The 15,717-nt window shown below is 41.1% G+C and carries 13 protein-coding genes and 2 pseudogenes; 7 read left to right on the top strand and 8 right to left on the bottom strand.

Going from position 1 to position 15,717, the window contains the following annotated elements:
* Positions 1–984 (top strand): WavE lipopolysaccharide synthesis family protein, encoded by a 984-nt coding sequence (locus VF06_RS23270; RefSeq protein WP_099067772.1) that lies wholly within the window; start codon positions 1–3, stop codon positions 982–984.
* A gap of 112 nt (positions 985–1,096) precedes the next feature.
* On the opposite strand, the pseudogene VF06_RS23265 reads toward VF06_RS23270, so the two are convergent.
* From VF06_RS23265 to VF06_RS23245, 6 genes and pseudogenes are all read right to left on the bottom strand, one after another.
* Positions 1,097–1,252, bottom strand: a pseudogene (locus VF06_RS23265) (IS66 family transposase); the annotation flags it as partial.
* A gap of 89 nt (positions 1,253–1,341) precedes the next feature.
* Positions 1,342–1,557 (bottom strand): hypothetical protein, encoded by a 216-nt coding sequence (locus tag VF06_RS23260; RefSeq protein ID WP_099073481.1) that lies wholly within the window; start codon positions 1,555–1,557, stop codon positions 1,342–1,344.
* 76 nt (positions 1,558–1,633) lie between these two features.
* On the bottom strand, positions 1,634–1,957 hold the full coding sequence (locus VF06_RS42880; RefSeq protein WP_257208136.1) for a toprim domain-containing protein: 324 nt from the start codon (positions 1,955–1,957) through the stop codon (positions 1,634–1,636).
* Positions 1,958–2,026: 69 nt separating this feature from the next.
* Entirely contained in the window at positions 2,027–2,305 is a 279-nt protein-coding gene (locus VF06_RS42875; protein ID WP_244918077.1) for a DUF3991 domain-containing protein, read from the bottom strand.
* A 150-nt stretch (positions 2,306–2,455) separates the two neighbouring features.
* Positions 2,456–2,956, bottom strand: a complete 501-nt coding sequence (locus VF06_RS23250; RefSeq protein WP_099067770.1) for a DUF1622 domain-containing protein — start codon at positions 2,954–2,956, stop codon at positions 2,456–2,458.
* A gap of 2 nt (positions 2,957–2,958) precedes the next feature.
* Positions 2,959–4,533 carry a GMC oxidoreductase gene (locus tag VF06_RS23245; protein ID WP_099067769.1) on the bottom strand — a complete coding sequence of 525 codons (1,575 nt, stop codon included), beginning with the start codon at positions 4,531–4,533 and terminating at the stop codon, positions 2,959–2,961.
* Between the two features lie 767 nt (positions 4,534–5,300).
* On the opposite strand from VF06_RS23245, the gene VF06_RS23240 reads away from it, so the two are divergent.
* From VF06_RS23240 to VF06_RS23230, 3 genes are all read left to right on the top strand, one after another.
* Positions 5,301–6,206, top strand: a complete 906-nt coding sequence (locus tag VF06_RS23240) for an SMP-30/gluconolactonase/LRE family protein (RefSeq protein ID WP_099067768.1) — start codon at positions 5,301–5,303, stop codon at positions 6,204–6,206.
* A complete protein-coding gene (locus VF06_RS23235; RefSeq protein ID WP_099067767.1) occupies positions 6,203–6,772 on the top strand; it encodes a DoxX family protein in 570 nt (189 codons plus the stop codon). Before VF06_RS23240 ends, VF06_RS23235 begins: the two co-directional genes overlap by 4 nt.
* A 370-nt stretch (positions 6,773–7,142) precedes the next feature.
* Entirely contained in the window at positions 7,143–9,242 is a 2,100-nt protein-coding gene (locus tag VF06_RS23230) for an alpha-amylase family glycosyl hydrolase (protein WP_099067766.1), read from the top strand.
* Positions 9,243–9,491: 249 nt separating this feature from the next.
* Here the strand turns inward: VF06_RS23230 and VF06_RS23225 are convergent, their stop codons facing one another.
* Positions 9,492–10,475, bottom strand: coding sequence for a VOC family protein (locus tag VF06_RS23225; protein WP_099067765.1), 984 nt, complete (start codon positions 10,473–10,475; stop codon positions 9,492–9,494).
* A 571-nt stretch (positions 10,476–11,046) separates the two neighbouring features.
* Here VF06_RS23225 and VF06_RS23220 point away from each other — a divergent pair.
* From VF06_RS23220 to VF06_RS23205, 3 genes are all read left to right on the top strand, one after another.
* Complete coding sequence (locus tag VF06_RS23220; RefSeq protein WP_099067764.1) at positions 11,047–11,859, top strand: SDR family oxidoreductase; 813 nt, start codon at positions 11,047–11,049, stop codon at positions 11,857–11,859.
* A gap of 298 nt (positions 11,860–12,157) precedes the next feature.
* Positions 12,158–14,551: a glycoside hydrolase family 15 protein gene (locus VF06_RS23210; RefSeq protein WP_099067762.1), complete on the top strand. Its 2,394-nt coding sequence runs from the start codon at positions 12,158–12,160 to the stop codon at positions 14,549–14,551.
* Positions 14,552–15,083: 532 nt separating this feature from the next.
* Complete coding sequence (locus VF06_RS23205) at positions 15,084–15,524, top strand: cupin domain-containing protein (RefSeq protein WP_099067761.1); 441 nt, start codon at positions 15,084–15,086, stop codon at positions 15,522–15,524.
* Here the strand turns inward: VF06_RS23205 and VF06_RS41145 are convergent.
* Positions 15,514–15,717, bottom strand: a pseudogene (locus VF06_RS41145) (hypothetical protein); the annotation flags it as partial. The gene VF06_RS23205 and the pseudogene VF06_RS41145 overlap by 11 nt on opposite strands.

Genomic DNA, 15,717 nt, shown 5'->3' with positions numbered 1-15,717 from the left:
ATGCAAATTTCCTCAAAAGACTTCTCAGTTGTTATTCAAGGGCCAATTTACGGTCAACCCTCAGATCCAAAAGAGTTTCAATTAACTCAAAAAGCTATTGAAAGTGTAAGAAATAATCTCCCAAACGCAGAAATTATTCTCTCAACTTGGGAAAATGACTATACAGAGCATATTAATGGTTATGATTTTATACTAAAAAACAAAGATCCGGGTAGTATTACATTTAATGACACTACTCTAAAAAATAAATATAACAATGTCAATCGACAAATTGTTTCAACTCAAAATGGATTGAATAAAGCTACTCGAAAGTACGCTATTAAGCTAAGAACTGATTCATATCTTATTAATACAAACTTCTTGTATTACTTGGATAAATATAAGTTAAGAAATAAAAATTATTTATTCTTCAAAGAAAGAGTATTAATTCCAACTTTATTTACTTGTAATCCAAGGAGAGCTCCCTTACCATTTCATGTAAGTGATTGTTTTCAAGTAGGTAATTTAAGTGATTTGCAAGATTTATGGAATATTCCTCTAGCACCTGAACCTGACACAACTCGCTATTTTCAAGATAGATCTAGACCGTTTATTTTCACATATTCGACAGATTACCTGTTGCGATATGTTCCAGAACAATATATTTGGATTACATTTTTAAAGAAAAAATATGGACAAATTTCGTTAGACTACCATAGCGATATAAACTTACGTAATTTTTTTACTAGTGAGCTTTCTATCGTAAATAATTTTATCATTCTAGACGCACTTGATTTAGGTGTTTACATTAATAAAGAAATTATGAATTCTAAGCATAAGAAATGCAATTATTCATTTAAAGAATGGGAAAGTTTATATCAAATCTGTTCAAAAGAACATACATTATTGTTTTATACAATTAATCTTTTTATGCAATTTCTAATTGCAATATTTGGATACAATATATATTATCTTTATCGGTACTTAAGCAAAATAAAAGAGTAAAAAAAGGCTATAATGCTTGAGCCTATCCCACTATTCTCAAAATCTCTAACTCTTACCGTAAAAAGTACTTAAAAACCTTGATTTTTCATTTTTACTTCTCAACTTTACTTTGGGTTTTTCGCGCAAATATTATTAGCAGGATAGGTTCTACTAGTTGCGCCACCGCGTGTTTTTCTACTTTTATTGCTAGGGGTGCAAATGCTTTTTGACCAGAGTAAACACAATTAAGAGGACGTAAGATTTCATAACGGTCTACTGTGCCAAATCCTATGGCTACCAAGAAATATCCCTTTACTGGCAGTACAGCGCGAGAAAGAGCTAAACCCAAAAGTGTGACTTGAACCATTAAATGAGCTTTTAGCTCAAGATATGCTTCGCAAAGCCGACAATCGCTAATCCAAAGATTTCAGAACTTACGCGATCGCCCGCCCACCTAAAATTCCTCCAAGAGCGCTGCACTCTTTGACCCAAGCCCAGCCACAGCCAGAAATTTCCTCGCTTGAAAAATGGGGGAAAGCGATCGCACCGTGCAAAATTTCCTAAGCGATGCCAAAACTGGGTATTGAGCATCATTGTTGTTGTTTTATTAAAATCTTTAGAACGACATAAGGGCTATTTCGTGTAATGCTCTTAACAGTTGTAAAACCTTTTAAAGACTCAATTCATCTTCTTCGTGCTGCTGTTGCTGTTGCCTTAACTGCCGCCCATAATCGATCAGCTGCTGATTCCAGTCAACTGCCTTGCACTTTACCCTAGTAGCCTGTGGCAATAACTCCTTGACTGCCCGTGCAGCTGTATTGCCAGCGTCATCTGTTTCAAAAGCCACCCGTACATTAGGAATGTGCCGCAATCGCTCTAGCGGTAAGCTATTGGGGCTATCAACTGCCATGTACATCGTTCTTTTTGGTGGCACGTCGCCTCGAACTTGATACTCCAGTATTGCAAAGGATATGGCATCGATGGGCGATTTCAAAAGCACTAATCTTTCAACTGGAGAGTTTGACTGTTCACCTAAATAAAAGTAAAACCAACTCTCACGGCGTTAGGTTCCTTTAAGATAACCCTTAAACGTGTTGTTTTCTCCCCGCGTCCCACGCAGGAATGCACCTTGAGGTAAACCGTCGAGATTCCGCATCACGAACACAGCATTCTGTTGGTCATCGGCGTAAACCAGTCCAGCCTTGTGTATGAGTTTGACAAAATCTTGGGGTATGCCCCGGTTTTGGGTCAGGTAGTGAGCAACTGCTGGCCATTGGGGTTTGTCCTCAACTGGTAACTGGAATGGGGGACGTGGTTCAGTCTGGATAATCTCACTAGTCATCTTAAGAGAATGGGCGATCGCCGCCCTTGAAGCTCCTGCCTCCCCAAATCGGTCGTGTAGCGAAGCGTAAGCTTGTCTGACTTTTCACGGGATGTGGAAAGTCAGAACGGTCAACAGTCTTCTAAAAAATATTTTTTACTTGGAAGTCCCTTATCTAATATTTTCAATGCTTGGACGCTCCAATAAACGACGTTGTTCTCCTTGCTGAATTTCACGTTCTAAGAAATAATTCAGTAAAGTTCGCAGCAAAACAATCGCTCCCAAATTCAAAATATCTTGGCGAGTTGGTGCTACTGCTGTCCGCAAAATATCGCTGGCAATAGTGAATTCCAATCCCAATGCTAAGACTCGTCCTAATTGCAGACGAACTACTTCTGTGGCATCAAAATGCTGTTTGGAGCGAGAAAACAACAATTGCAAATAGGCAGCAATCCCTCGAATTACTGCTGTGCCAATTACAACTGCTGCGGCAATTTCTGTGCCTGCGGCTAAATAACCGACAATAACTTTTAGCCATGTTTCTAAAGGAGTAGTTTCCCTAGCCTCTCCCCCGCCTTCTACATTCAAACTCAACAGCAAAACTAGTCCAAGAATTAAAGCTAGGGGCAATAGCAAAGTAATCAATGAATTGCGCGATCCCTCTGTTTTCATGTTTACTTTATTCTTTGAGTTATGCAGTCACCAACGCGCAAAGCATTGGCCATAATTGTTAATGTCGGGTTAACGCCTGAATTTGAGGGGAAAAAACTACTATCTACAATATACAGATTATCAACATCATGGGTACGGCAATTGAGGTCAAGAACTGAAGTTTGGGGATCTGTACCAAATCGACAACTACCGCATTGATGGGCTACTGCTTGTTCTGGTATATGAGTGCGGGGATAAATGCTAAATGGTAGAACGTGTTTAGCACCACGGGAAACTGATTTGAGTACAGATGTCCAACGGTGAATTAGGCGATCGCTTGCTTCAATATTATTAGGTGTGTAGTCAATATGAATCCTGTCACCTACCACACGAATGCGATTATTTGGATCTGGTAAATCTTCTGTTTGCAACCACCAACCTACCGATCTCTGTGCTAACAAATATCGCTCAAAATGAGGAATTAACTTGACAAAGGGAGCCATTAATGGTGGGGCTTCTGCGGGAATCATATCAGCTAGGACATTACCTGTATTCTGCACCATACCCATTGGATAAGGAAAATCAGGTTCTCCCCAGTAAAAATCGTTAACGGCGATGGTTTTTTGAAACTGAGCGTGATTTACATCTAGATGTATTGAAACTATGGCAGTTTCCGACTGTTTCATGAAATTCCGCCCGACTAAATCGGAACTGTTCGCCAATCCGTTGGGATGTTTGTCGTTAGCAGAACGTAACAGTAAAGCAGCTGAGTTAACAGAACCACAGGCAACCACCACAATATCGCCTGTAAACCAATGCTGCTTGCCAGCTATTTCTGCTTCTATCTTTGTAACTTCTCGTCCCGACTCACTAGTATGCAACCGTAACACCTTAGCATTAGTCAAGAGGGTAACATTCGCATATTTTTCACAAGCCGGACGAATAGCATTAACATCAGCATCAGCTTTTGCGTGTACTAGACATGGGTAGCCGTCAAATGTATCACAACGAATACAGGGGCTATTAGTGCCATCGCTTTCATTCAGCTTTAATCCTAGTGGTAGGTGGAATGGGTAATATCCCAGTCCGCGTATACCATCGGCAAGAACTTGCATATCCGGTTCGTGGCTAACTGGCGGATAAGGATATGGCTGGCTGCGGGGTGGTTCGGTTGGGTCTTCTCCTTGCTGACCATGCACATCGTACAGCTTTTCTGCTTCTGTGTAGTAAGGCTCAAAGTCTTGATATTTCAAAGGCCATGCCGGAGAAATCCCGTCTTTATGAATTACCTTTTCAAAATCTCGCTCCCGCAATCGTATTAAGGCCGCACCATAAAGTTTAGTATTGCCACCAACCCAATAACCTGTCTGGGGTTTAAAAGCTTTACCTTCTTTGTCGTACCATTCCTCATCGGTATGATAGCGATGTTTTTGATAAACTTCCTGTGGGTTCCAGTTAGCTTTCTCTCTCGGCAAAAAGTCGCCTCTTTCTAAGACTAAAATCTTTTTACCTGTAGGTGCAAGACAATGAACTAGTGTTCCTCCACCTGCTCCTGTACCAATAACGATAATGTCGTAATTTTCTGTGATGCTCGTCATAATTTCATACTTATTACCACTAAATCAGTCTTAATCTGGTGTTTTCTACAAAGTCATTTGGGAATACTTGGAGCTAGTTTTTATTTTTTTTGAAGAAGAACAGAACTTACGCAAAAACTCTCTGAAACTCTCTTTACTTCGTGTCTATGTGTCCTTCTCTAACGAGACGCTACGCGAACGCCGTAGCCTGCGGCAAGCCGCTCCGCGTCTACGTTTTTTCATTATTTTGCGTAAGTCTTAAAGAATACAGAATTCAGAATACAGAATTCAGCAATCTTGACGCGACGCTCGAAGACTCTCGTAGAGAAGCCATGCAGCAGGCTTTACGCTGCGCTATCCGCCAGTCGTACAAAATACCTTTCTTGTATTCTGACGACTGACGCCAATATTGCTGTTTGATAACCCTATATAGTTCTCAAGATAGATTCTTTTACTTAGAGTAAAACTTTAATTAAAATACTGCTTCCACCCAATGGATTATACCGATTAAAAATTTACATATTACGAAAGCTAATGAACTTATAATAAAGCTCCAGATTTATCAACTAAAGTATCAAAACTTGAATTATAAGCAGCACTTATTAACGATAAAAGTTCATTGTTTTAACGTAATCTATATCTATGGTTTGAGGTAAATATATAACAACAAAATAACAATGAAGTTGAGACAAATTACCTTTGTTTGGAAATTTAGTGTAGCTTTATAGCAATTTAGTTGAAAGTGCTATTTTTTGTGAGCGATCGAGTTTAAATAACAGGAGATTCCTATGGCTGAAGCCATTGAGATTTATGACCATCGCTTGGGTGCTATTGTATCTCCGGATACTGCACTGCAAAAACTGGCTAACGGTGCAGTTCACAGCGAAGGCCCTGTTTATATCCACGAAGACGATAGTGTTGTGTGGAGCGATGCTCACGGCAACCGCCTATTACGATGGAGTCTCACCGATAATGTGAGCGTTCTACGGGAGCCATCTGATTATCAAAGCGGTAATTACCGAGACTTGGAAGGTCGTTTGGTGGCGTGTTCGTCTGGTTTGCGCGCCATCATCCGCCGTGAAGGCGATGGAGAATGGAAAGTTTTAGTTGATCGCTACCAAGGCAAACGCCTCAACAGTCCCAATGACCTGGTAGTTAAAAGTGACGGTACAATTTGGTTTACCGATCCGCCCTATGGAATTACCGAGCCAAATCAAGGTTATGGTGGCGAACAAGAACAACCCGGAAGTTATGTATATCGCTTTAACCCAGCAACAGGTGAGATTTATCCTGTGGTAACAGATATGGTACGCCCAAATGGACTGGCTTTTAGTCCAGATGAAAGTTTGTTGTATGTTTCAGATACAGCTGCATTTAATATTCCAGGCGGGCCTCATCATATTCGCGTCTACGATGTTGTAGATAGTCGATGGACAAAAAACGGACGCGTGTTTGCAATCATCGAACCAGGACAACCTGATGGACTGAGGGTTGACGAACATGGCAATGTTTTTACAACTTCTCAAGACAGCGTACAAGTATATAGCTGTGATGCAACTCCATTAGGAAAAATTCTCGTACCGGAAACATGTGCTAACCTGACTTTTGGTGGTAAAGAACGACATCGCTTATTTATCACAGCCGGTCATTCCTTGTATGCGATCGACCTTCAAACCCGTGGTGTACAGCTATGATTTATCAATTTGTGCTGGGTATGGCGATCGCTATGTGGGTACTACCAAAGGTAATCACTTTTATATTAGTTTCAGTTAATTATTCATTCCTTGGCCCTTATCTTTTAAGTTCTCTGACTCATGCATATCCTAGCGGAATCCCAGGATTAGCACTTTTACTGCTCAGAGTGAGCGTTGGCGGTTTGTTTTTGCTCCACGGCTACCCTAAAGTAAAACATCTGCGTCGCTGGGCAGAATCCATCAATACACCAGTGTTTCTTTGCTTTATATCTGCGTGGACAATGTTAGGTGGTGGATTTTTCCTCATCTTGGGATTTCTCACACTTTTGGCAACTTTGCCGATTTTGGCTTCTATGTTATTTGCTATATTGTTACATCTAATAGAAGGTAAGCCCTTTGTGGCTACAGATCCTTATTTAATTCCCGGAGATCAGTATAAAGGCCCTTTAGGAAAAAGCGAACCACCTAGTTGGGAAAAAGCCTTTATGTATTGCGTGATGCTAATTGCGATCGCTGTTTTTGGCCCTGGTGCTTATTCGCTGGATGCTTTAATTTTTGGAGGGTGATGAGGGGGAAGAAAAAACAGGCCGATCCGAACTCTATTGCCTGATAGTGCTTAAAACGATTGAATACTCACAAATTCCTCACAATTTTTTCTTATTTTGATACTCACAATTGGTTTATATTTTGGTGTTGTGCCCAAATATAACTAGAAATCTGCAATATGGACTGAAAAGGCTGTTTAGCTTTTATGTAGCAATTCTTTATACCCTTATGGTATAAGTATTTTTAGACCATATTGCCAGATATTATACGCATCCTACCTCAATATTTGTTGGATGTAGGTTGAATTTTGGGAGTGTTCCGTTAGTTTCTAACTCCTCTAATCACAATTAGAACTTTTTCATTCAGCCTTACTTATTTGGAATAAAGCGAATGACAGCAGATCTTTTAGCACGGAAGGAAACATCCTTCGTTCTTTGGCATGTCGGCAATACTACTCCAGTTCCATCTTTAATCGTTGGGCAAGTAAAACCAGGCGCACCATTAACCTTCATCGATAAACAGGAATTCCCCTTGACACAAGTTCCTGGTTTCCCAGACCTTTGGGAAATTTCAGCAACAAAATGCAACCTTAAAGATGGTGAAGTTTATCATTACTGGTTTGAAGTTACCGTCAGTCATCCCGATCCTAATCGAGCTGGTAAGCGTCTGCGGGTTACTGACCCCACTGCATACATGGTAGATTGGCGTTTAACTCCCTTCGTCGATTCTCCCTTCAATGATGACGATCGCTACCCCCCGGCTGTAATCAAATGTGCGATCAAAGATGGAGTCGCCAAACTTGTAGCTACTGACTTGGGTGGCGAGGAAATTAGCTTTCCTCATACAACCAAACTTGAGACCTTGCCAACGAATAACCAGTTGGTGATTTATGAACTCCCCACCACCTGGTCGCGATCGTCGGAAGTCGGGGGGCGTAACATGGGTGTTGGTACTTTCCTTGATGTGGCTGCCCTCATTGAAAAAGATCTCGAAGCTCCAGACTTTTCTGAACTTGATGTGGTAGAGAAAGGAAAGTCTTATTTAACTGAACTCGGTATCAACGCCCTCGAACTTCTTCCTCCTGCTGATAGCACTTATAATCGCCAATGGGGCTATGGCACCACTAACTACCTGGCTCCAGACTTTGAACTCGGCTTACCCAGCTTCTACAGTTGGAGTACACCAAACCGCGACCTTGCCAAGCTGATCGATATTTGTCACACCAATGGCATACGCTTTTTTGTGGATACGGTCATGGCTTTCTCGAAAAACAACCCTTATCTTGCGGTGGCGTGTGACGACTTCTTCATCCTCGACCCTTCTCAAGCTAAATCAGACCCAGACGCTCACAACTCACGTGCTAAGGACGATAATAACCTGCGTAACGCTTATGGGGCATCCCTTTTCCGCTACGCCAAAATGGTTCGAGGATACGATCCCATATCGGGTAAAGTTCAAACTATCTCGCCTGGTCGTCAACTGATGAAGACCGCACTAACCCGTTGGATGAATGACTTCCACATTGACGGACTGCGACTTGACAGCATTGAAAATGTTTATAATTGGGACTTTATTCAGGAATACAAAGATCTTGCTCGCGAACTCAATCGGCTGCGCTTCGCAGTACAAGGAGCTAACGGTGCGGAGGAACGTTTCCTGGTTGTTGGTGAAGAACTCAATGAACCCAAAGCCCTCCTATCCCAACAGCGACTCGATGGTCTTTGGCACCAAAGCTTTAAGGACTACATCCGTATGGCTCTCATCGGTCGCCATCACGAAAGCGAACCTTGGAACTTTGCCGAAACAGTCCGTAAAGCAATTGATTGTCGTCGATTCGGCTATTCTGACCTGACTCAAGCGATCCTTTATCTGACTTCCCACGATGTCGAAGGCTATCGAAACGAACGTCTCTACAACTTCTTTCAGGAAAATGGCGTTTTTGATTGCGAAAAACGTTTCAAGTTGGCTTTCACTTGTCTCCTTACAGCAGTTGGCATTCCCATGATTCTTGCTGGTGACGAATTTGCCGACCAGCACAATCTTTTTGACGCTAAGGGAAATGTTAATCAGGAGGGTGGTAAGCAAGTCGATCCCGTACACTTTGGTCGCCTTGCCGATCCCTGGCGTAAAAACGTCAAGGATTATGTCTCTCGCCTCATTAAATTTCGCACCAGCTATGATGCCCTTGCGGTTAACGACACTGACTTCCTTCACGTCGATTTGAATGACAATAAGCGAGTGTTGGTGTGGCGTCGGGGTCGCCCTAACTCAGACAAACAGGTTGTGGTGGTCGCAAACTTTTCTGATTTCATCACTTCCAATGCTGAAAGTCCTGGTGCTGAATATTTTGTACACAATTGGCCTGCTACTCCACCAGGAAAACATTGGTACGAAGTTTCACAAAAGGATGCCAAACGTCTTGTCGATTCTAATCGAGTAGGGCGTGAACCAATATATTCCTGGGAAGCGAAGGTTTATGCCTTGTTCTAATCAATACAGCATTGATTCCTCAGTAAAACCCAAAATTATCTGTTTGGGCGGGGTGTAGGGTATGGGGTGTAGAGAAGTTGTAAGTAAAATCAAGTTTTTATAGAAAGATAGCGTGAAAACCCCGTGCATTTATGCCGGGGATGAAACGCTTTTGTATAGGCAGGCAATAGACAACAGGGTTATAAAAGAATAAAGTGTACGGAATTTTGTTCAAAAATCAAATAGGATTCTTATTGCAGAGAATCCATTTTATTCGGCAATTAACAAGATTGTATGTCCGTCAGGGTCTTTAACTAGACAACCTTGCCGATAAGGAAAGGAATTCTCGGTTAACTGTACAAGTGGCGATATAAACTGAATTCCATCACGCTGTAGCTTATCTATTAACGACTCAAGATTATTCACAACTAGCTGAATTTGCATCGTTGCAATATCGCAACTTTTCCAATCACTCGGTATGGGACGACCTTTAAAGGGCAAAATATAATCTAGTAGTTCAATTCCTACACCACCTTGGATTGGTCGCAGTGCTGTAATTTGGACTTTGGCATCTGGCAAATTATCCAAGCGAGTTTGAGTTAAACGCCAGTTAAGGCTACGGCTATGGATTTGCATTCCTAAGAGGTCGTGGTAAAAGTGTAGACTTTGTGCAGTGTTAGAAATAGCGATCGCACTATGATCGATTCCCAAAAACAAGCGATGTCTACCGACAAGCCGCTTTGCGTCTACGCTTTTTTGATGCCATTTATCTTGTCCTTTATCAGCAGGAAACCAGATTAACTCTAAATCATGTCCATCGGGGTCTTTAAACTTAAAAGCACGGACACCAGCAGATGCTTGATTATCTGGTGGTATTGTTTGCGGCGCAGTGGATATTGGTTCAATGGAAAATGAACGCAGATGACTATAAGCCCGATCCATATCGCTGACTACAATGGCTAAATGTTGAAACCACAAATCATTACTTTGGGAATCGCTAGGAATGGGTTGAGAGTCAGCGTTCAAATATTGCATCAACTCTATCAGTTCATCTCCTAATTGCAATGTGATGATGCGAATTTTGGCTCCGGCTACGTTTTGTAATTTGCTGTAATCCTGGCTTGCAACTGTGATATCGTTCGCTAGTTCAAAGCCGAGTGCCTTTGTATAGAAATTAAAAGAACGATCGCAGTTTGTTACTGTTAAACTAATAGCTCTAATTCTTTGTACGTCTACATCGATTTGGCTAGACATATTTAATAGCCTTTGTACTTGCAAATTTTATTGAATTTTAATCAATAAAATATTTTGAAAATTTTTTAGAAAATTTATTTTTTATTGAATACATATTTTTTCTATAGGACTCCTATTTGATTTTTGAACAAGATTCAGTACACATCTATACCCTTCTTTTCTGTTCCCTGTTCCCTATTCCCTGTTCCCTACCTACGCAGATAATTTCAGGAATCAAATCGGATTACTATAGCTTCATGTTTTCAATATTGCATAAGATAATAAAAGTTAGTGGAAATTTTTATAGTCCTTTGGGAATAGTTTTTTATTCCTCCAAAAGTTGGAGGCGATCGCCACTTCAAACTCTTAAAGTAATCCCATAATCAAAATATCATCAAAAATCTCAGTGTAATGTATTTTTTCACACTGGTTATGATATCAATTGCCTGTCAAATTTACATCAATGATTAATGACAATAAATCTCTCAAAAGTAAATATTATCAGCCAATACGGTTTAAATTTGCCTATTTTTTCTTACCCATGTTTCCTTACTGTACAGATAAACTTTATTAACACCAAGCGTATTGTATTATGAGCTATTCTCCTTATTTACTTAAAGGTCAAAAAGCACTTGTAACGGGTGCTAGTTCTGGTATTGGTGAAGCCATAGCTCGCAATTTGGCATTGTGTGGTGCAGCAGTAGTGGTAAATTATCATTCTGAAGGCGAAGAAGCTCAAAAAATTGTTGACGATATTAAAGCTAATAATGGTGAAGCTTTTGCTGTTCAAGCTGATGTGAGTCAGGAAGACCAAGTAAAGGAAATGTTTCGGCAAACATTCCAGCAATTTGGAACCATTGATATTTTAGTAAATAACGCAGGTCTGCAAAAAGATGCACCTTTTGTAGACATGAGCCTTAATCAATGGAATACAGTAATTGGAGTCAACTTGACAGGACAATTCTTATGTGCGCGAGAAGCTGCAAAGGAATTTTTACGTCGGGGTGTGCGGCCACAAATTTCATCTGCCGCAGGTAAAATCATTTGCATTAGTTCAGTGCATGAAATTATTCCTTGGGCGGGTCATGTTAATTATGCGGCTAGTAAAGGAGGCATTAATATGATGATGCAAAGTATTGCCCAAGAACTTGCTCCGCACAAAATTCGCGTTAATAGTATTGCTCCTGGTGCAATCAAAACTCCAATCAATAAATCAGCTTGGGATACTCCACAAGCAGAGGCGAAGTTATTGCAACTGATTCCAGCAAAAAGAGTGGGTGATGTAGAGGATATTGCCAAAGCTGCTGTTTGGTTGGCTTCTGATGACTCTGATTATGTTAATGGCACAACACTTTTTGTAGATGGTGGTATGACCTTGTATCCAGGATTTACAGACAATGGCTAAAAGTGATTGGCAACTGCCAAATTTTTTTATGGGCATTATCGAGTCTCTTGCAAAAGTCATTTATATAGCGGAACAATACAGTTCGGGGAAAGGGGAAAGGGGAAAGGGGAAAGGGGAAAGGGGAAAGGGGAAAGGTTTTAAATACATCAGACCTGCCTTGAAAATAGGGCATTGGGCAGAAGTTCATACTCCTTATCTGAACCGTATTGAAAGGCAGGGGAGAATAATAACTCCCCAGTCAACAGTCAACAGTCAACAGTCAACAGTCAACACTCTAATGACTAATGACCAATAACCTATGAACATTCTTAATCAAGCACAGGCTTTTGGTTCACCAGGAATCGATCCTCGCTGGACTCATGCTAATAAAGATGGAGTCGGAACAGCCTATTCTACCTCCAGTCGTGTGTGGTTTACAATTTGGAATGGTATTATCACTGAAATCTACCATCCCACAGTAGACAAGCCGCAAATTCGAGATTTGCAATACCTAATTTCTGATGGCAAAAGCTTTTTCCACGAAGAAAAACGCCATCTAGAATCAAAAGTTGAACGGATGTGGAATGATGGTTTGGGATACCGCATTACTAATTGCGATCGCCAAGGACGTTATACCATCATCAAAGAAGCGATCGCCGACCCCCATTTATCCTGTATATTACAACACACAAAAATTACAGGAGATCCAGAGTTTACTTCTCAACTCCAGTTATACGCTTTGTGTGCGCCGCATCTGCACGTCGGAGGTACAGGTAATAATGGTTACGCCATAGAAGTTGCTGGGTATCGGATTCTGACAGCCGAAAAACAAGGAAGATGGATAGCGTTGGCTGCTACAGTGCCATTTACCCGTCTTTCCTGCGGTTACGTAGGTCAAAGTGATGGTTGGACAGATTTAGCTGACAACTTTCGGATGGATTGGGAATTTGGTTGTGCTTTGGATGGTAACCTTGCTTTGACTGGACAACTCAATTTAGATGATAGTCACGAGTTTACTTTAGGGTTGGCATTTGGCACAAATTTGCACAATGCAGTTTCTACATTGTTTCAATCACTCAATATTCCTTTTGAACAGCAAAAGCAAAATTACATCGAACAGTGGAAGCGATCGCGGCAGGACATCAAACCATTAGAAAATATTTCCTATGACGATGGCAAGTTGTATCACAACAGTATTAGCTTACTTTTGGCACATGAAGATAAAACTTATCCTGGTGCGTTAATTGCATCTATAACTATTCCTTGGGGTGAAACCAAAAACGACCAAGACCAAGGAGGATATCATCTCGTTTGGACGCGGGATTTGGTAAGTAGTGTAGCAGGTTTGGTGGCTGCTGGGGAAAAAGATACAGCAGTGCGATCGCTAATTTATCTCGCTACCAGCCAGCAGGAAGACGGCGGATTTGCTCAAAATTTCTGGGTTGATGGCAAACCTTATTGGCAAGGTATTCAACTTGATGAAGTAGCATTTCCAATTTTATTGGCACGGCTTTTATACCGCGAAAATGTATCGCTAAATTTTAATATTTACCCGATGATTTTGCGGGCAGCAGGTTATTTAATTCGCCAAGGCCCTGTTACCCAACAAGAACGCTGGGAAGAAAACAGCGGCTATTCACCATCAACACTCGCATCGAATATTGCTGCCTTAATTTGTGCTGCTGAATTTGTTCGTGAAAATGGCGATATAGCAACAGCAAAATTCATCGAAGAATATGCCGATTTTTTAGAATGTCATATTGAAGATTGGACAGTTACCACCGAAGGAACTTTAGTGGCTGGTATCAAACAACATTATATTCGGATTACTCCTTCAGTTATCAATAATTCTCAACTCAACGAAAATCCTAACCAAGGAAATATTCTCATCAAAAATCACCCCCCTGGTGAATCAGCAGAATTTCCCGCGAAGGAAATTGTCGATGGCGGTTTCTTACAATTAGTACGTTATGGAATTCGTAAACCTGATGACCCAATTATCGTTAATTCCGTCAAAGTAATTGACGCAATCTTGAAAGTAGATACACCAGTTGGTCCTTGTTGGCATCGTTACAATTACGACGGTTACGGCCAGCGAAAAAACGGAGAACCTTTTATCGGTTGGGGTAAAGGACGTGCTTGGCCTTTGTTGACAGGAGAACGAGGACATTATGAATTAGCTGTGGGTGGCGATGTCAAAACCTATATCAAAGCAATGGAAGGATTTGCTTCAGATACTTGTTTGTTACCAGAACAAATCTGGGATGAAACAGATAAACCAGATGCTTATATGTATTTAGGAAAACCAACAGGTTCGGCAATGCCTTTAATGTGGCCGCACGCAGAGTATATCAAATTGCTGCGGTCTACTGATGACGGTCGAGTATTTGATTTTATTCCAGAAGTAGCCAATCGCTACTTGGGTAAAAGAAACCAATGTAAATCATTAGAAATTTGGAAATTTAACCGTCAAATAAACAAAATTAAAAGAGATTATACTTTGCGAATTCAAGCTTTAGCAGCTTTTCAGTTACACTGGTCGCAGGATAATTGGCAAACCATCAAAGATACACCTGCCACTTCCACAAAATTAGGCGTGCATTTTGTAGATATTTCTGTTTACAATGCACAACAATTAATCAGCTTTACCTTTTTCTGGATTGAAAGCAATAAATGGGAAAAGCGCGATTATCACGTTGTAGTTGTTGATTAGCATCAAATATTAAAGCATAAATACAGCAGGCAAAAGGATTGAAAATCTCTTGGTATAAGAGGATGTTTGAAAAGTCATGATTGATGTATCAAATATTTTTACCCCACCCTAACCCTCCCCTTTATAAGGGGAGCCACTGCGTTGGACGGGTTCCCCGGCTTGAAGCAAGTGGCGTGAGGGAACTAGATTTTATTGTTTCCCACCTTACCAAGAAAAGGTCTTAAATTGCGTCACGTTGTGATTTCTAAGAGGGAACTAGATTTTATTGTTTCCCACCTTACCAAGGGGGGATTAAGGGGGGTAATTAAAATCACAGTTAACCACTTTTCAAACAAACTCTAAAAAAGAATAAAAATCTACTTATTACTCTGTCCCATTAATTTTGTGAAGTGAATTAACCTTTTTTCTTCTTTCTCTTTCTTTGCGTACTTCTCTGACGAGACGCTGCGCGAATGCGTACTTTGCGGTTAGTTCCTTAAAACACCAGCTTTCCACAAATCAAATATAAGTTCTATATGAATGAGCCTTTTTTATGCAGAATCACCAATCCCACAACCCGACAATTAACTACTGGTATGTCTGGACTGACCGAGATGGTGTCACCCACCAATCCCGTCGTCAAATTCAGGACTTCATTCACAAAGGTATAGCACCGCATACCTCCCCTCAATGGTTGTCTCAATTGAAGCAGGCTGGTGCCACAGTCACCTTCACTGTATTACCAGTTGGATGGATTGGAGAGTGGCATGAAAACCCCAAACCTCAGTGGATTGTCCCCCTCTCAGGGCGTTGGTTCGTGGAGACTATGGACGGCCAGCGAGTAGAAATGGGCCCTGGCGAAATTTCATTTGGCGCAGACCAAAGTAGCAAAGAAGACACACAAAATCATAAAGGTCATCTTTCTGGAACAGTAGGCGATGTCCCAGCTGTCCTAATGATGGTGCAATTTGAAGAAACCCCAATTATGGAGTAGCTTTAGTAATTGTAATAAAAAGTACTCGTGTTTTTAAGTTGGGCATTGGGCATTGGGCATTGGGCAAGCAGGAAGTGTGGGAGGTGTGGGAGGTGTGGGAGGAAGGAGGGGGAAGCATAAATTCTCTTTCCCCCCACACTCCCCACACTCCCCACACTCCCTCATCCCCCCATCTCCCCATCTCCCTTATCTC

The sequence above is a fragment of the Nostoc linckia z4 genome, from assembly GCF_002608075.1.
GTDB classification, from domain to species: Bacteria; Cyanobacteriota; Cyanobacteriia; order Cyanobacteriales; family Nostocaceae; genus Nostoc; species Nostoc linckia.
The sequence above is the reverse complement of the archived record's forward strand: the minus strand, read 5'-3'. Positions and strand labels throughout refer to the sequence as shown.